This window comes from Variovorax boronicumulans (genome assembly GCF_030812215.1).
GTDB classification, from domain to species: domain Bacteria; phylum Pseudomonadota; class Gammaproteobacteria; order Burkholderiales; family Burkholderiaceae_C; genus Variovorax; species Variovorax boronicumulans_C.
Genome location: NZ_JAUSSG010000006.1, coordinates 28,107 through 42,147, shown reverse-complemented (window position 1 = coordinate 42,147; position 14,041 = coordinate 28,107). Strand labels below are relative to the sequence as shown.

The 14,041-nt window shown below is 68.3% G+C and carries 14 protein-coding genes; 7 read left to right on the top strand and 7 right to left on the bottom strand.

The features are described 5' to 3' along the window. Position 1: 1 nt before the first annotated feature. Complete coding sequence (locus J2W23_RS16835; protein WP_307649534.1) at positions 2-1,018, bottom strand: 1-aminocyclopropane-1-carboxylate deaminase; 1,017 nt, start codon at positions 1,016-1,018, stop codon at positions 2-4. A 137-nt stretch (positions 1,019-1,155) separates the two neighbouring features. On the opposite strand from J2W23_RS16835, the gene J2W23_RS16830 reads away from it, so the two are divergent. The 4 genes from J2W23_RS16830 (at position 1,156) to J2W23_RS16815 (ending at position 4,750) form a co-directional block, all read left to right on the top strand. Then, positions 1,156-1,641: an Lrp/AsnC family transcriptional regulator gene (locus J2W23_RS16830; RefSeq protein WP_307649533.1), complete on the top strand. Its 486-nt coding sequence runs from the start codon at positions 1,156-1,158 to the stop codon at positions 1,639-1,641. A 35-nt stretch (positions 1,642-1,676) separates the two neighbouring features. After that, the gene (locus tag J2W23_RS16825; RefSeq protein ID WP_307649532.1) at positions 1,677-2,606 is read left to right on the top strand and encodes an alpha/beta hydrolase; all 930 of its coding nucleotides are present in this window, start codon (positions 1,677-1,679) and stop codon (positions 2,604-2,606) included. Positions 2,607-2,670: 64 nt separating this feature from the next. Next, positions 2,671-3,735, top strand: coding sequence for a class II fructose-bisphosphate aldolase (fba, locus tag J2W23_RS16820; protein ID WP_013544161.1), 1,065 nt, complete (start codon positions 2,671-2,673; stop codon positions 3,733-3,735). A 109-nt stretch (positions 3,736-3,844) separates the two neighbouring features. Further along, positions 3,845-4,750 carry a phosphoribosylaminoimidazolesuccinocarboxamide synthase gene (locus J2W23_RS16815; protein ID WP_042577435.1) on the top strand — a complete coding sequence of 302 codons (906 nt, stop codon included), beginning with the start codon at positions 3,845-3,847 and terminating at the stop codon, positions 4,748-4,750. A 6-nt stretch (positions 4,751-4,756) separates the two neighbouring features. On the opposite strand, the gene J2W23_RS16810 is transcribed toward J2W23_RS16815, so the two are convergent. From J2W23_RS16810 to J2W23_RS16795, 4 genes are all read right to left on the bottom strand, one after another. Continuing rightward, positions 4,757-5,197: an META domain-containing protein gene (locus J2W23_RS16810; RefSeq protein WP_307649531.1), complete on the bottom strand. Its 441-nt coding sequence runs from the start codon at positions 5,195-5,197 to the stop codon at positions 4,757-4,759. Positions 5,198-5,259: 62 nt separating this feature from the next. Then, positions 5,260-6,549: a type II toxin-antitoxin system HipA family toxin gene (locus J2W23_RS16805; protein ID WP_307649794.1), complete on the bottom strand. Its 1,290-nt coding sequence runs from the start codon at positions 6,547-6,549 to the stop codon at positions 5,260-5,262. A 41-nt stretch (positions 6,550-6,590) separates the two neighbouring features. Continuing rightward, positions 6,591-6,899 carry a helix-turn-helix domain-containing protein gene (locus J2W23_RS16800; protein ID WP_013544157.1) on the bottom strand — a complete coding sequence of 103 codons (309 nt, stop codon included), beginning with the start codon at positions 6,897-6,899 and terminating at the stop codon, positions 6,591-6,593. Between the two features lie 125 nt (positions 6,900-7,024). Then, positions 7,025-7,945: a tetratricopeptide repeat protein gene (locus J2W23_RS16795; RefSeq protein WP_307649530.1), complete on the bottom strand. Its 921-nt coding sequence runs from the start codon at positions 7,943-7,945 to the stop codon at positions 7,025-7,027. Between the two features lie 36 nt (positions 7,946-7,981). On the opposite strand from J2W23_RS16795, the gene purE reads away from it, so the two are divergent. From purE to J2W23_RS16780, 3 genes are read left to right on the top strand one after another with little or no spacing between them, the layout of a single operon-like run. Then, positions 7,982-8,533 (top strand): 5-(carboxyamino)imidazole ribonucleotide mutase, encoded by a 552-nt coding sequence (purE, locus tag J2W23_RS16790; RefSeq protein WP_206176169.1) that lies wholly within the window; start codon positions 7,982-7,984, stop codon positions 8,531-8,533. Then, positions 8,530-9,723 carry a 5-(carboxyamino)imidazole ribonucleotide synthase gene (locus tag J2W23_RS16785; RefSeq protein ID WP_176661319.1) on the top strand — a complete coding sequence of 398 codons (1,194 nt, stop codon included), beginning with the start codon at positions 8,530-8,532 and terminating at the stop codon, positions 9,721-9,723. The genes purE and J2W23_RS16785 overlap by 4 nt, the downstream gene beginning before the upstream one ends. After that, positions 9,720-10,721 carry an L-threonylcarbamoyladenylate synthase gene (locus J2W23_RS16780; RefSeq protein ID WP_176661320.1) on the top strand — a complete coding sequence of 334 codons (1,002 nt, stop codon included), beginning with the start codon at positions 9,720-9,722 and terminating at the stop codon, positions 10,719-10,721. The genes J2W23_RS16785 and J2W23_RS16780 overlap by 4 nt, the downstream gene beginning before the upstream one ends. Positions 10,722-10,830: 109 nt before the next feature. On the opposite strand, the gene J2W23_RS16775 is transcribed toward J2W23_RS16780, so the two are convergent. Beyond that, positions 10,831-12,396 (bottom strand): alpha/beta hydrolase family protein, encoded by a 1,566-nt coding sequence (locus J2W23_RS16775; RefSeq protein WP_307649793.1) that lies wholly within the window; start codon positions 12,394-12,396, stop codon positions 10,831-10,833. Positions 12,397-12,582: 186 nt separating this feature from the next. Then, positions 12,583-14,007, bottom strand: coding sequence for a D-alanyl-D-alanine carboxypeptidase/D-alanyl-D-alanine endopeptidase (dacB, locus tag J2W23_RS16770; protein ID WP_307649529.1), 1,425 nt, complete (start codon positions 14,005-14,007; stop codon positions 12,583-12,585). Between the last annotated feature and the right edge of the window lie 34 nt (positions 14,008-14,041).

The following is a 14,041-nucleotide window of genomic DNA, read 5'->3' as shown; positions in this document are numbered from 1 at the left end:
ATCAGCCGTTCCTGAACAGGAAGCTGTAGGCGTTCAGGGCGGGCACACCGCCCAGGTGCGCATACAGCACCTTCGATCCGGCCGGAAACTCTCCGAGTCGCACCTTCTCGATCATCCCGTGCATCGACTTGCCCTCGTACACAGGGTCGGTCAGCATGCCTTCGAAGCGCGCGCTCAGGCGAATCGCCTCCAGCGTGCCTTCGTTCGGCAGTCCGTATTCCGGCCCGCCGAAGCGGCGGTCGAGCACCACGTCTTTTTCGGTGATGTCGCGGCCCAGTTCGACCAGCTCGGCCGTGTTCTTGGCGATGCGCAGGATCTGGTCGAAGGTCTGCTGCGGCTTGGCCGAGGCGTCGATGCCGATCACGCGGTCGGCGCGGCCATCGGCCGCGAAGCCGACCACCATGCCGGCCTGCGTGCTGCCGGTCACGGCGCAAACCACGACGTAGTCGAACTTGAAGCCGAGTTCGGCTTCCTGCTGGCGCACTTCTTCGGCGAAGGCCACGAAGCCCAGGCCGCCCCTCGGATGTTCGGAGCAACCCGCCGGAATCGGAAAAGGCTTGCCGCCGGCCTGGCGCACGCTTTCCATCGCGTCTTCCCAGCTCTTGCGGATGCCGATGTCGAAGCCGGCTGCGTCCAGGCGCACGTCGGCGCCCATGATGCGCGACATCTCGATGTTGCCGACACGGTCGTACACCGCGTCCGAGTAGTTGACCCAGTTCTCTTGCACCAGCACGCACTTCAGGCCCAGGTGCGCCGCCACCGCGGCGACCTGCCGCGTCTGGTTCGACTGGATGCCGCCGATGGACACCAGCGTGTCGTAGCCGCCTTCGAGCGCCTCGGGGATCAGGTATTCGAGCTTGCGGGTCTTGTTGCCGCCGAAGGCGAGGCCGCTGTTGCAGTCCTCGCGCTTGGCGTAGAGCTCGACCTTGCCGCCCAGGTGCGCGCTCAGGCGCTTGAGCGGATGGATCGGCGTGGGGCCGAAGGTCAGGGCGTGGCGGGGAAATTTCTTCAGGTTCATCGACGCGGCTCCGAGGGGGTTGAAGCCATTGATCGTAGAAAGAAGGGGCTGCAACGTGCTTGCGAAATTCAAGGTAATTTCTTGAAAAAAGAAGGCAAGATATGCCGTTGGATGACTTTCAGTTCAAGGATTGGTCGATGAGCACAACAAAGTTGCGTCCCTCGATGGAGCTCGATCGCACCGATCGCGCCATCCTGCGCGCGCTGCAGCGCGATGCCTCGGTGTCGAATGTGGCGCTGGCCGCCAAGGTCAATCTCAGTGCCCCCGCGTGCCTGCGCCGCGTCGAGCGGCTGAAGGAGGCCGGGTTCATCAAGGGCATCGTCGCGCTGCTCGATCCGGACGCGCTGGAGGTCGGCATGCTGGTGATGATCGGCGTGGTGCTCGACCGCTCCACACCAGACTCCTTTGCCGACTTCGAGAAGGCCGCGCAGAAGGTCTCGGGCTGTCTCGAATGCCATGTGGTCTCGGGGGAGTTCGACTACTTCATGCTGGTGCGCACCCGTGACAACGACAGCTTCAACCGTCTGCACGCGGAGCAATTGCTGTACTTGCCGGGCGTACGGCAGATCCGCACCTTCGTGGTCCTGAAGCAGGTGCTGTCGACGACGCAGCTTCCCATCTGACGAAACCGCGGCTCGTCTGCGTGCGTACTGATGCGATGAGCTTTCCCACTTTCGCTTCCCTGCGCCGGCGCCGCAGCGCCATTGCCACCGCCTTCACGGTCACCGCAGCCGCCGTGCTGTCGGCCTGCTCCCCCATCAAGGTGCTCAACGGGCTGGTGCCGGAAGACACCTACCAGTTCCAGGGCGGCATGACCTATGGCGCCGCGCCCCGGCAGCAGCTCGACGTCTACCAGCCGCTGCCCGCCACGCCGCCGGCCCGCGGCAGCCGTCCGCTGGTGGTGTTCTTCTTCGGCGGCACCTGGACCACCGGCGACCGCGCCAGCTACAAGTTCGTCGGCGAGGCGCTGGCCGCCCGCGGCGCGGTGGTCGTGATTCCCGACTACGGCCTCTCGCCCGCCTTCACCTACCCGGTCTTCGTGCGCGACAGCGCGCTGGCCGTCAAATGGGCGCTCGACAACGCCGCACAGCTCGGCGCCGACCCGAAGCAGGTCTACGTCATGGGCCACAGCTCGGGCGGCTACAACGCCGCGATGGTGGCGCTGGACGATCGCTGGCTCGGCGAACTCGGCGCGAGCCCGGGGCAGCTCGCGGGCTGGATCGGCCTGGCCGGCCCCTACGACTTCCTGCCCATCGGCGACCCGCGGGCGCAAGCCGCCTTCAACTGGCCGAACACGCCGCGCGACTCGCAGCCGCTCGCGCATGCAAGCGCCGCGTCGCCCCGCGCACTGCTCATGGCGGCGTCCAGGGACAACCTCGTCTACCCCGACCGCAACACCGGCCAGATGGCCGCGGCACTGCGCGCCGCCGGGGTTCCGGTGCAGGTGCAGCTGTTCGACAACCTCAGCCACGTCACGTTGATCGGCGCGTTCGGCAAGCCGTTGCAGTGGCTGGGTGGTCCGGTGCTGCCGCCGGTCATGGACTTCCTCGGGTTGGCGTCAGTCCTGTCCCACAAGGGGGCTCGGTAGAATTACGGCAGTTTTTCTCGTCTTTCAGCCTTCTTTTTCCCCTAATTCCCGCGAGGTATTTCTCATGGCACTCGTCTCGATGCGCGAACTGCTGGACCACGCCGCAGCCAATGGCTACGGCATTCCGGCCTTCAACGTCAACAATCTCGAACAGGTCCAGGCCGTGATGGAGGCCGCCAAGGAAACCGGCGCGCCCGTCATCCTGCAAGCCAGTGCAGGCGCACGCAAATACGCAGGCGAAGCCTTCATCAAGCACCTGATCCAGGCCGCGATCGAGCAGTACCCGAACATCCCGCTGGTCATGCACCAGGACCACGGCCAGAACCCCGACGTCTGCAAGGGCGCCATCGACCTGGGCTTCAGCTCGGTCATGATGGACGGCTCGCTCGAAGCCGACGGCAAGACCATCGCCAGCTACGACTACAACGTGGACGTCACCAAGAAGGTGTCCGACATGGCCCATCGCCTGGGCGTGACCGTCGAAGGCGAGCTCGGCTGCCTCGGTTCGCTCGAAACCATGAAGGGCGACAAGGAAGACGGCCACGGCACCGACGACACCATGACGCGCGAGCAACTGCTGACCGACCCCGAGCAGGCCGCCGACTTCGTCAAGCGCACCCAGATCGACGCGCTGGCCATCGCCATCGGCACCAGCCACGGCGCCTACAAGTTCACCCGCGAGCCCACCGGCGACATCCTGGCGATCGACCGCATCAAGGAAATCCACCGCCGCATTCCCAACACCCACCTGGTGATGCACGGCTCGTCGAGCGTGCCGCAGGAGCTCTTGGCAATCATTCGCCAGTACGGCGGCAACATGAAGGAAACCTACGGCGTGCCGGTCAAGGAAATCCAGGAAGCCATCAAGCACGGCGTGCGCAAGATCAACATCGACACCGACATCCGCCTGGCCATGACCGGCGCGGTGCGCAAGTTCCTGGCCGAGAACCCCGAGAAGTTCGACGCCCGCGAGTGGCTCAAGCCCGCGCGCGAAGCCGCCAAGCTGATCTGCAAGCAGCGCTACATCGAGTTCGGCTGCGAAGGCCAGGGCGCCAAGATCAAGGGCGACACGCTGCAGGTCGTAGCTGCCAAGTACGCCAAGGGCGAACTGGCCCAGGAAGTCGTCTAGGAACTTCTCCCGCGATTCGAAGGCCACCGTTCGCGGTGGCTTTTTTCTGCGCGCACAATCCGCTTTCCCGTCACCCGTTTCCCCACAGCCTCTCTTTCCCTCTGTTTCCATGACCACCGTCCACACCTCCTCCATCCAGAGCCTGCCCCTGCTTGCGCGCGGCAAGGTGCGCGACAACTACGCCGTCGGCGAGGACCGCATCCTGATGGTCGCGAGCGACCGGCTAAGCGCCTTCGACGTGATCATGGGCGAGCCGATTCCCGGCAAGGGCGAGATCCTCACGCAGATGGCGCTGTGGTGGTTCGAGCGGCTCGGCCAGCTGTGCCCCAACCACCTGACCGGCGATGCGCCCGAGAGCGTGGTTACCGCCGAGGAAGTGCCCCAGGTCACCAAGCGCTCGATGCTGGTCAAGCGCCTGAAGCCGATTCCGGTCGAAGCCGTGGTGCGCGGCTACCTGGCCGGCAGTGGTTGGAAGGAATACCAGGAATCGCGCTCGGTCTGCGGCGTGCCGTTGCCCGAGGGCCTGACCAACGCGAGCAAGCTGCCGCGCCCGATCTTCACGCCCGCCGCCAAGGCTGCGGCCGGTGAGCATGACGAGAACATCAGCTATGACCGCGTGGTCGAGATCGTCGGCCCCAAGCTGGCGCAGCAGATCCGCGAGACCAGCATCGCCATCTACGAAACCGCCGCGCAGATCGCCCTCACCAAGGGAATGATCATTGCCGACACCAAGTTCGAGTTCGGCCTGGACGAAGCCGGCACGCTGGTGCTGATGGACGAAGTGCTCACGCCCGACAGCTCGCGCTACTGGCCCGTCGAAGGCTACGAGGCCGCGCTGGCCGCCGGCACCAACCCGCCGAGCTACGACAAGCAGTTCGTGCGCGACTGGCTCGAGGCCACCAAGATCAACGGCAAGCCCTGGGACAAGACGCCGCCGGCGCCGCGCCTGCCGGCCGAGGTGATCGAAAAGACTGCGGCCAAGTACCGCGAGGCGTTGGAGCGCCTCACGGGCTGATCTTCTTCAGCGCGTCCCCGAGCTCAACGTCGCCACGGTCCGCCCGCCCGCATCCAGCAGCGCCAGCCGCCCCGGCGCGAGGCTGTAGCTCGTCGTGCTCTGCAGGGCCGAAAGGAACTGCGCCTCGTTGGCGCCGCGCACCGGGTCGGCGCAGGCCATGCGCGTGGACGCCAGTTGCCCGATCTTCAGCGTGATGCCGCTGCGCGTGAAAGTGCCCGACACGCGGTTGCATCCTCCCGAACCGCTGACGCGCCCGCTGCTGCGGTCGAACTGGATCTGCGCATCGCCGCCCGGCGCAATGGGTTCGTCGCCCAGCTGCGCGAGGCGCCACACCGGGCCTTCGATGGGTTCGTCCAGGCTGATGCCGCTCCCGCAGCCGGTCAAGGTGGTCAGCAGCGCGGCCGTTGCAAGAACGGGGAGCGCAATGTGGCGGGCGAAGGAACGCATGGCCAGTCTTTCCTTTTGCATCTGCAACAAGTTGAATCGGGCGCCATCGTATGCGAGGTGGCCTAGCTCGCCAATGACGCCAGCGCCACACCGCCCGCCAGCCGGGCCTCCACGCAGCGCCGCACGCTGGCCGGCGTGCCGTCCTGGGCGAGCAGCGCGGGCCATTCGGCTTGTGCCTGGCGCACCGTGTCGCGGGCAATCGCCATGAGTCGCGCGGGGCGCAGCAAGCCGGCCGAGCGCAGCAAGGCGTCAAGCGCCGGCCAGTCGAAGGCGCACAGCTTCGCGTCGATCGCGCGGTTCACGGCGTAGTCGCCGGCCGGCACATCCTCGAAGAAGGCGGCCACGCAGACCGGGTCGTACAGCGGCGCCAGCACCGGCGCCACGCCATCGGGGTAACGCAGCGCCCAGTTCTTCAGGTGCGCGTCGCTGTTGCCTAGCAGGATGAAGGCGACGATGCGCCGCACGCACTCGCGCACGTCGGCCACGGGGTTGGGCGAGAGCCGGTCGAGCACGCGCAGCATCGCGGGCCAGTCGACCGCCAGGCCCCGGCCGTATTTCTGCCGGGGCTCGTACTGCAGCACCTGCGCGAACTCCTCCATGTGGATGCGCCCGCCCTCCGGGGTACGGTCGAAGCGCCGCACCGCGAGTATTTGCTCGAAGCGCACCTGCTCGGGCAGGTCGGCGTCGGCGCGGCCGATCACGCTGGCTTCGGCGCAATCGAGGCCCAGCGCGCCGCAGAGGCGATAGCCGGTGAATTCGTTGTCGACCAGGTCCGGATGCCGCGTGCTCGGCAGCTTGAGGATGAAAGAGCCCGCTGCCCCGTGGCGGCGTACCACGTAGCGCCGCCCGTCCTGCACGGCCGAGAACTTGGTCACCACGCCGGGAATGGCGGCGGCGTCTTCCACCGGCATCTCGACGAAGCCGGGCTCCAGCACGTCCAGGCCGAGCGCCGTGTGCCAGTGGCGCACGGTGTCGGGAATGCCTTCGGCCGTGGGCACCGGCTCGACCTCGAGCGCACCCATCAGGTCGTGGCCGGCTGCTGCCAGCAGCTCGAACTCGTCGTCGGCCGCGCAGCCGCGCTGCTGCGCGAGGCGCTCGCGGTTGTGGCCTTCGGGCAGCAGGTTCTGGAAGTAGCTCGGCCAATGGCCGTCGCTGCGCGAGACGCGGGCGTCGCGCGCCGAGGCCAGGATCGCGCGGGTCGCGGCTTCATCCGCACCGCGGTAGGCGAGCGACAGCGTCGGGCGGCCGGCGTCGGCGATGTACGCCTCGTCGAACGACACGCGCAGGATGTCGCCGTACTGCGAGAGATAGCCGATGGCGCGCCGCCCGCCGTTAGGCGCATGCAGATGCATCCGCAGGTAGCGGATGCCGGTGTTGAAAGCGGCGCGGGTGCTCACCGGCTTTCGTCGGCCAGGCTCTGCGCGATGGAGGGCGGTGCGCCCACGCCTGCCGGCTGCCCGAGCAGGCGGCCTCCCGAGCGCACGAAGTCTTCGAGCTGCGGGCGCAAGGTGGCGGGCACGGGCATCAGCTCGAGCCCCAGCACGCGCGCCATTTCGAGCAACGTCGAGAGCCGCGGATCGATCTGGCCGCTTTCGATGCGCTGCACCGTCATGCGCGAGAGGCCGGCCTGTGTGGCCAGCGCTTCCTGGCTCAGGCCGCCGGCCTTGCGGGCTTTTTCAAGTTCTTCGGTGAGTTGGAGCATTGGCGTACGCTTTTTCTTCAGATTGAGTAGCAATGCTATCTATTTGGGGATAAACAGGCAATAAAAAAGCGACCCTTAGGTCGCTTTTTAAATTCAATGCGCATCAAGCTGCGCATTTTCTACTTTCAGCTCAGCACCACGCTGCTGAGACGGCGGCGGTAGGTGGCCACGACCGGATCGTCCGGCGGAATCTGCCCGTCGGCCACTTTCACCTTCGGAGGCTCGATCACATCGAGGATCGCGATGTAGGTCTTGCGGGCGAGGTCTTCGCTCCAGGTCTTGTCGCGCATCAGGATGTCGAGCAGCTCGTCCATCGCGTCGGTCCAGCGCTGTTCGGCCATCAGGAGGCGGGCGCGGCCGAAGCGGGCGTCGAAATCGCGCTTGTTGGCGGCGATCTTCGAATCGAACTCGGCGATCGCGGGCGCAGGGCCCGAAACCGGCACCGCGAAATCGATGGCGTCCATCCAGCGCTGCAGCGCATCGAAACGGCGCACCAGCCCGGTCTTGGCGATCACCGGCGCGAAGGCGACCTTGGCGTCATCGACGCGGCCTTCCTGCAGCAAGAGCTTGATGTAGTCGAAGCGGGCGTCGTCGTTGGCCGGATCGGTGGCCACGGCATGCTGCAGTTTCTCGAGCGCGCCCTCGGTGTCGCCCTCGGCCAGCGCTTCCTGCGCAGCGGCTTCTTCCGAAGCGGCTTCGGCCTCGTCGGCGCCGGGCACGTGCTTGTCGAGGAATTCGCGGATCTTCTCGGCCGGAATGGCGCCGACGAAGCCGTCGACCGGCTGGCCGTCCTTGAACATCACGCAGAACGGGATGCTGCGCACACCGAACATCTCGGAGAGTTGCGACGAAATCTGGGGCACCTTGTCGGCGTCCAGCTTGGCCAGCGTGAAGCGGCCGGCGTACTCGACCTCGAGCTTTTCGAGCACCGGTCCGAGCTGCTTGCAGGGGCCGCACCATTCGGCCCAGATGTCCAGCAGCACCGGCGTGGCGACGGAGCCTTCGATCAGCTCGGCCTGGAAATTTTCGAGAGTGATGTCGATCATCGGAACCAACTGGGGGTGAAACGTAAAATTGAAACCATGAACGAAACCATTCAGGTCGGTGTAGTGATGGGCTCGAGCTCCGATTGGGAGACGATGCGCAACGCGGTCGAGATTCTCCAGCAATTCGGAATCGGGCACGAAGCAAAGGTGGTCTCGGCCCACCGGATGCCCGATGCGCTGTTCGCGTACGCCGAAAGCGCCGCCGGGCGCGGGCTCACCGCGATCATCGCGGGCGCGGGCGGCGCGGCCCACCTGCCGGGCATGCTGGCCTCGAAAACCACGGTGCCGGTGCTCGGCGTGCCGGTCGCCAGCCGCCACCTGCAGGGCGTCGATTCCCTCTACAGCATCGTGCAGATGCCCAAGGGCGTGCCGGTGGCCACCTTTGCGATCGGCAACGCCGGCGCGGCCAATGCGGCGCTGTTCGCGGTGGCGATGCTGGCGGTGAACAACCCGGCGCTGCGCGCGAAGCTCGACGCCTTCCGCACGGCCCAGACGGCCGCCGCCGAAGCCATGACGCTGCCGCCGGCCCCCGCCGGCGAGGCCCCTGCGGTTTCCCCTTTCTCGCCGCAAGGCGGAGGTGCCCTGTGACCAAGAACGGCGACCTGCCCATCCTCCCGGGCGCCACGCTCGGCGTGCTCGGGGGCGGCCAGCTGGGCCGCATGTTCGCGCATGCCGCCCAGCGCATGGGCTACTTCACCGCGGTGCTCGACCCCGACGCCGACAGCCCTGCCGGCCGGGTGAGCCACCACCACATCCACACCGACTACGCCGATGTCGACGGCCTCGCCCGTCTCGCCGGCCTGGCGGATGCGGTCACGACCGAGTTCGAGAACGTGCCCGCGCCCTCGCTGGAGCACCTGGCCGTGGCGCGTCCCGTGTCGCCCAACGCCTCGGCCATCGCCATCGCGCAGAACCGCATCGCCGAGAAGGCGCACTTCACCCGCTGCGGCGTGCCCTGCGCGCCCTATGCGGCCATCGAGACCGCGGCCCAGCTCGCCGCCGTCGAAGACCACCTCCTGCCCGGCATCCTGAAGACCGCGCGGCTGGGCTACGACGGCAAGGGCCAGCAGCGCGTGAAGACGCGCGCCGAGCTGGTCGAGGCCTGGCAGGCCACCGGCTGCGTGCCCTGCGTGCTCGAGAAGCTGCTGCCGCTCGAATTCGAGTGCTCGGTGATCCTCGCGCGCGGGCGCGACGGGCAGGTCGTGCACTTTCCGCCCCAGCGCAACCTGCACCGCGACGGCATCCTGGCCGTCACCGAGGTGCATGCGCTGAACATGCCCAAGACGGTGGCGCAGGGCGCGGTCAATTCCGCGAAAAGCATCGCCAACGGCCTGGGCTACGTGGGCGTGCTGTGCGTCGAGTTCTTCGCGCTGGCCGACGGCTCGCTGGTCGTTAACGAAATGGCGCCGCGCCCGCACAACAGCGGCCACTACACGATGGAAGCCTGCGACGTGTCGCAGTTCGAGCTGCAGGTGCGCACGCTCGCCGGGCTGCCGCTCGCAGCGCCGCGCCAGCACAGCCCCGCGATCATGCTGAACCTGCTGGGCGACCTGTGGTTCACCTCGGGTGAAGAAAAGCCGGTCTCGCCGCGCTGGAGCGACGTGCTCGCGCTGCCCGGCGTGCACCTGCACCTCTACGGAAAGATCGAGCCGCGGCCCGGCCGCAAGATGGGCCACTTGACCCTCACCGGCGCCACGCTGGAGAGCGTACGCGCCAATGCCTCGCAGGCTGCGCTGCTGCTGGGACTGCCGCCGGTGGAAGTGACCGGCCTCGCATGATCCTCGACGGCCAATCCCCCGAAGCCATTGCCGAGGCCGTGCGCGTGCTGCGCGCGGGCGGCCTCGTCGCATTCCCGACCGAGACCGTCTACGGCCTGGGCGCCGACGCGAGCAGCGACATGGCCGTGGCCGGGATCTTCAAGGCCAAGGGGCGGCCGGCCGACCATCCGCTGATCGTGCATGTCGCGGCCGGCATCAAGGGCACCGAGGCGCTCTCGCGCTTTGCCCAGCCGCTGCCGCTCTTCGCGCAGAAGCTGGTGCAGGCCTTCTGGCCCGGTCCGCTCACGCTGATCGTCACGCGCCAGCCCGGCGTGGGCGCCGCGGCGGCGGGTGGGCAGGACACCATCGGCCTGCGCTGCCCCTCGCATCCCGTGGCCCAGGCGCTGCTCGAAGCCTGCGCCGAGCAGGGCGTGCCGGGCGTCGCGGGGCCGAGCGCCAACCGCTTCGGCCGGGTGAGCCCGACCACTGCCCAGCATGTGTACGAGGAGTTCGGCGAGGCGGTGCCGGTGGTCGATGGCGGCGCCTGCGAGGTCGGCATCGAATCGACCATCGTCGACTGCAGCCGCGGCGCGCCCGTGCTGCTGCGCCCCGGCCTCATCACGCGCGCCCAGATCGAAGCGGCCTGCGGCGAAAAGCTCAGCGACCGCGACGTGCTCGAAACTCCCGACCCGCGCGCCTCGGGCACGCTGGAGGCGCACTACGCGCCGAACGCCAAGGTGCGGTTGATGGATGCCAAGGCGCTGCAGACGGGCCTCGACGTGCTCGGCGCCAATGCCGCGCACATCGCCGTCTGGTCGCGCACCAGCCTGCGCTGCCGTTCGCAGCGCGTGCTGCAGCGGCGCATGCCCGACGACGCGGCCGCCAGCGCGCACCAGCTGTTCGCGGTACTGCGCGAGTTCGACGCGCAGGGCGTCAAGTTGATCTGGGTCGAGACGCCGCCCGACACGCCCGAATGGGAAGGCGTGCGCGACCGCCTTCAGCGAGCTTCGGCCGCCTGATCCGGAACACCGAGGCACCGGCTTTGCCGGGCCTCAGGTGTTGCCCCCCGAGGCAGGGGGAGGGCGAAGCGGACACGAGGTGCCGCCCAGCCTGGGGCAAGCCTTGGCCTCAGCCCCCGGAAGCCAACACACCCTGGAAGAAGCCGCGTGCCGACGCGAGGCAGAACGGCGGCGCCAGCGTGCCGTGGTAGGCGAGCGTCACCGCTTGTGCCTTGTCGGCCGCGCTGCCGGGCGTGCTTTGTGCCAGCAGGTCCTTGGCCTGCGCGAAGCCGGCACGGGCGGCCGAGTAGGCGTCGATCGCGGCCGAATCTTCCAGGTCCACCACCGCCAGCGCGGCGGCCGGCACGCCCTTGGCGCGGAAATAGCCGGACGTGGCGCGGGTGCTCACGAAGTTCACCGTTGGGTCGTTGGCACCGCCGCACATCAGCATCGGCCGGGTCGGCACCCAGTTGCGCAGGTCGTTGGCCAATGCCGCCTTGCGGAAGCCGGTGGCCGGCCTGCAGTCCAGCGGCGAGGCCGAGCCCAGCGACGCCGGGGTGGCCGGCAGCGCATTGCCAGGGCAGGGCGTGGCCTGGATATCGCCGGCCGCCTGCGTGAGGAAGCTCTGCTTGATGAGGTTGTTCGCGCCGTAGAAGATCGACAGCTCGGGGCTCACCGGCCCCGGCGTGGCGTTCGCCGGGAACAGCGCCAGCTGCGGCAGCTTGCCGCTGGAGAACAGCGTGCCCGGCGTGGGGCTCGGCAGCAGGGTGTCGATGCCGGTGGCGTACTGCGCTTCGTACACGTCGCTGGTGGCGTTGTAGACGTTGCCGAACTGCTGCTGCCAGCTGGTCGACAGCAGCGGCACGAACAGCGTCGCGCCCAGCGCCGGCCAGCCCTGGTAGGTGTAGTCGGTCAGGAGGCTGATGGCCGAGGGCGCCGACAGCGGCGCCGAGGCGGTCACGGTCTTGCCCGTGGCCTGCATCTCGCGGTGCGCCGCCATCGCCACGTAGCCGCCCTGCGAGTAGCCGGTGATGAACAGCGAGCTGGCGGCGTTCGCGCCGATGTCCGAGAAGGTCTTGCGCGCCGCGGTGAGCGCATCGACCATGTCCTTGCCCTGCTGGTCGCCGTTGAGGTACGGGTGGTAGGGCAGCGTCGACTTGTCGTAGCCCGCATAGTTGGGCGCGACCACGATATAGCCCTGCGCCGCGAACATGGCGGCGACCATCAGGCCCTCGCCGGCGGCCGGCTGAGAGGTGTCGGTCCACTTGGCCAGGTTGTAGCTCTTGGCGGCGGTGGTGCCGTGGGCGTAAAGCACCACGGGCCGCTGGCCGCTGCAGGCCGTGTCGGAACCGGTGGGCACCATGATCGCGGCGGTGGCGTTGGTGGCTTCGCTTTTTCCGCCGACGGTGCGGTATTCGAGGTAGCGCAGGTCGACGCCGCACTTGGGCGTGCCCGCCACCTGCAGCAGCGCCTTGCCCTGGTCGCTGGCCTGCAGGCTGGCGCGGAACTGGTCGGCCGACAGCTTGGCGGTCTGCTCCGGCGGGCTGGTGACCACCGAGCCCCGGCCGTTGTCGGGCGCGGGCGGGGGAGGAATGATCACGCCTATGCCCCCGCCGCCGTCACCACCGCCGCCACAGGCGGCGAGCAGCAACAAGGTTGCGCCGGCGAGCGCCGTCAGGGCGGCCGTCTTGCGCATCGGGTTGGGCGAGGGAAATTGGGGCTTCTTCAAGGCGTGTCTCCTGCGTTGGATGATCCCTATGGACCTGTTTGGAATAGAACGACCGTCCGATTCTGTTCGGCGCCCTGGCCGCGCGCAAGCCGGCAATTGTCAACAAGAGATCTCAATAGACGGCCCGTGATGTGCGGCCGTGCATCCGCCAGGTCAGTTGTCCTGCGCAGCCCAGTCGACCAGCGCGTCGAACGCGGCGCGCGTGGCGCCCGCGTTCTCGCCGTTGGCGATGGCCACCAGCACGTAGCGCCGGCCGCTCGCACCGTGCACGTAGCCGGCCACGCCCGAGGCGTCGCGCAGCGTGCCGGTCTTCAGGTGCGCGGCGCCGCCTGAGCGCAGCGCGCGCTTCTTCAGCGTGCCGTCGACGCCCGAGGCGGGCAGCGAGGACATCAGCTCCGGCATCACCGGCGAGCGCCACGCCACCTGCAGCATCTTGCCGAGCGCGGCCGCGCTGATGCGCTCGTCGCGCGAGAGGCCCGAACCGTTCTCGAACACCGGCGGCGCCTCGCCAGTGCCGATGCGGTCGCGCCACCATTGCCCCAGCGCGCTGCGCGAGGCCTCGAAAGTGCCGCGGTTCTTCTGCGTGAGGCCGATGGTGAGGAACACCTGCTGCGCCATCACGTTGTTGCTGTATTTGTTGATGTCGCGGATCACCTCGGCGAGCGGCGGCGAGCCGAAATCGAAGGCTGGCTTCAGGCCCGCGGGCACGCGGCCTTCGCGCATCTGCCCGCCGACGCGCCCGCCCATCTCGGCCCACATGCCGCCGAGCGCGCGCAGGCTGTAGGTGCGCGGATCGCCGTAGGCCACGGCCCAGCTCTTCTCGCCGCAGGCGGCCGGAAAGCCGCCGTTGAAGCGGATGCGGTTGACGTCGCTGAAATCGGTGCGCAACGCGGTGCGCCAGTCGCCGCATTCGCCGGGCACGAGCGGCACCGTGGCCGGCATCGCCACGCTCGCGAGCGGTGGCTCGTAGCTCACGCGCGCGATCTGCCCGGCGCGGTCGGGCGCGAAGGTCATGTTGACCGACTTGAAGTTGATCAAGAGCGCATCGGGCGAGGCGTTGTAGGGCCGCAGCGGCTCACCGTCGAAGGCGCTCGGGTCGTTCTCGGCCGTGTTCTCGAAGGCGCTGCGGTCGATCACGATGTCGCCGCTCACCGTGGTGATGCCCAGGCCCTGCACATGGCGCAGCATCAGCCACACGCGCTCGAGCACCAGCTTCGGATCGCCCTGGCCCTTGATGTAGAGGTTGCCGTCGAGCACGCCGTTGTTCACCGTGCCCTCGACGTACACCGGCGTGTTCCAGCTGTAGGCCGGGCCGAGGAGGTCGAGCGCCGCGTAGGTGGTGACCAGCTTCATCATCGATGCCGGGTTCACCGGCACCTGCGTGCGCCAGGCCAGGCGCGGCGGGCGGGTGCCGTCGGCATCGACCACCAGCATCGTCACCGTCTCGCGCGATACCTTGGCGCGCGCCAGGGCGGCATCCATGCCGGTGGGAAGGGCCTGCTGGGCGAAGGCGCTGGCCGCAGCCAGCGTGGCGAGGGAGACGAAGAGGGAGGGGATCAGGCGAGGGGCGAAGGGCATCCGGCGATTATCCCGGGCGTGCCTGCCGCTCATC

What these genes read in the sequence shown, in the direction of transcription:
- J2W23_RS16775 (WP_307649793.1), bottom strand. Translation starts at nt 12,396, where the DNA reads ATGCGCAAGACGGCCGCCCTGACGGCGCTCGCCGGCGCAACCTTGTTG.
- J2W23_RS16795 (WP_307649530.1), bottom strand. Translation starts at nt 7,945, where the DNA reads ATGATCGACATCACTCTCGAAAATTTCCAGGCCGAGCTGATCGAAGGC.
- J2W23_RS16835 (WP_307649534.1), bottom strand. Translation starts at nt 1,018, where the DNA reads ATGAACCTGAAGAAATTTCCCCGCCACGCCCTGACCTTCGGCCCCACG.
- purE (WP_206176169.1), top strand. Translation starts at nt 7,982, where the DNA reads ATGAACGAAACCATTCAGGTCGGTGTAGTGATGGGCTCGAGCTCCGAT.
- dacB (WP_307649529.1), bottom strand. Translation starts at nt 14,007, where the DNA reads ATGCCCTTCGCCCCTCGCCTGATCCCCTCCCTCTTCGTCTCCCTCGCC.
- J2W23_RS16810 (WP_307649531.1), bottom strand. Translation starts at nt 5,197, where the DNA reads ATGCGTTCCTTCGCCCGCCACATTGCGCTCCCCGTTCTTGCAACGGCC.
- J2W23_RS16805 (WP_307649794.1), bottom strand. Translation starts at nt 6,549, where the DNA reads ATGCATCTGCATGCGCCTAACGGCGGGCGGCGCGCCATCGGCTATCTC.
- J2W23_RS16830 (WP_307649533.1), top strand. Translation starts at nt 1,156, where the DNA reads ATGAGCACAACAAAGTTGCGTCCCTCGATGGAGCTCGATCGCACCGAT.
- J2W23_RS16780 (WP_176661320.1), top strand. Translation starts at nt 9,720, where the DNA reads ATGATCCTCGACGGCCAATCCCCCGAAGCCATTGCCGAGGCCGTGCGC.
- J2W23_RS16815 (WP_042577435.1), top strand. Translation starts at nt 3,845, where the DNA reads ATGACCACCGTCCACACCTCCTCCATCCAGAGCCTGCCCCTGCTTGCG.
- fba (WP_013544161.1), top strand. Translation starts at nt 2,671, where the DNA reads ATGGCACTCGTCTCGATGCGCGAACTGCTGGACCACGCCGCAGCCAAT.
- J2W23_RS16800 (WP_013544157.1), bottom strand. Translation starts at nt 6,899, where the DNA reads ATGCTCCAACTCACCGAAGAACTTGAAAAAGCCCGCAAGGCCGGCGGC.
- J2W23_RS16825 (WP_307649532.1), top strand. Translation starts at nt 1,677, where the DNA reads ATGAGCTTTCCCACTTTCGCTTCCCTGCGCCGGCGCCGCAGCGCCATT.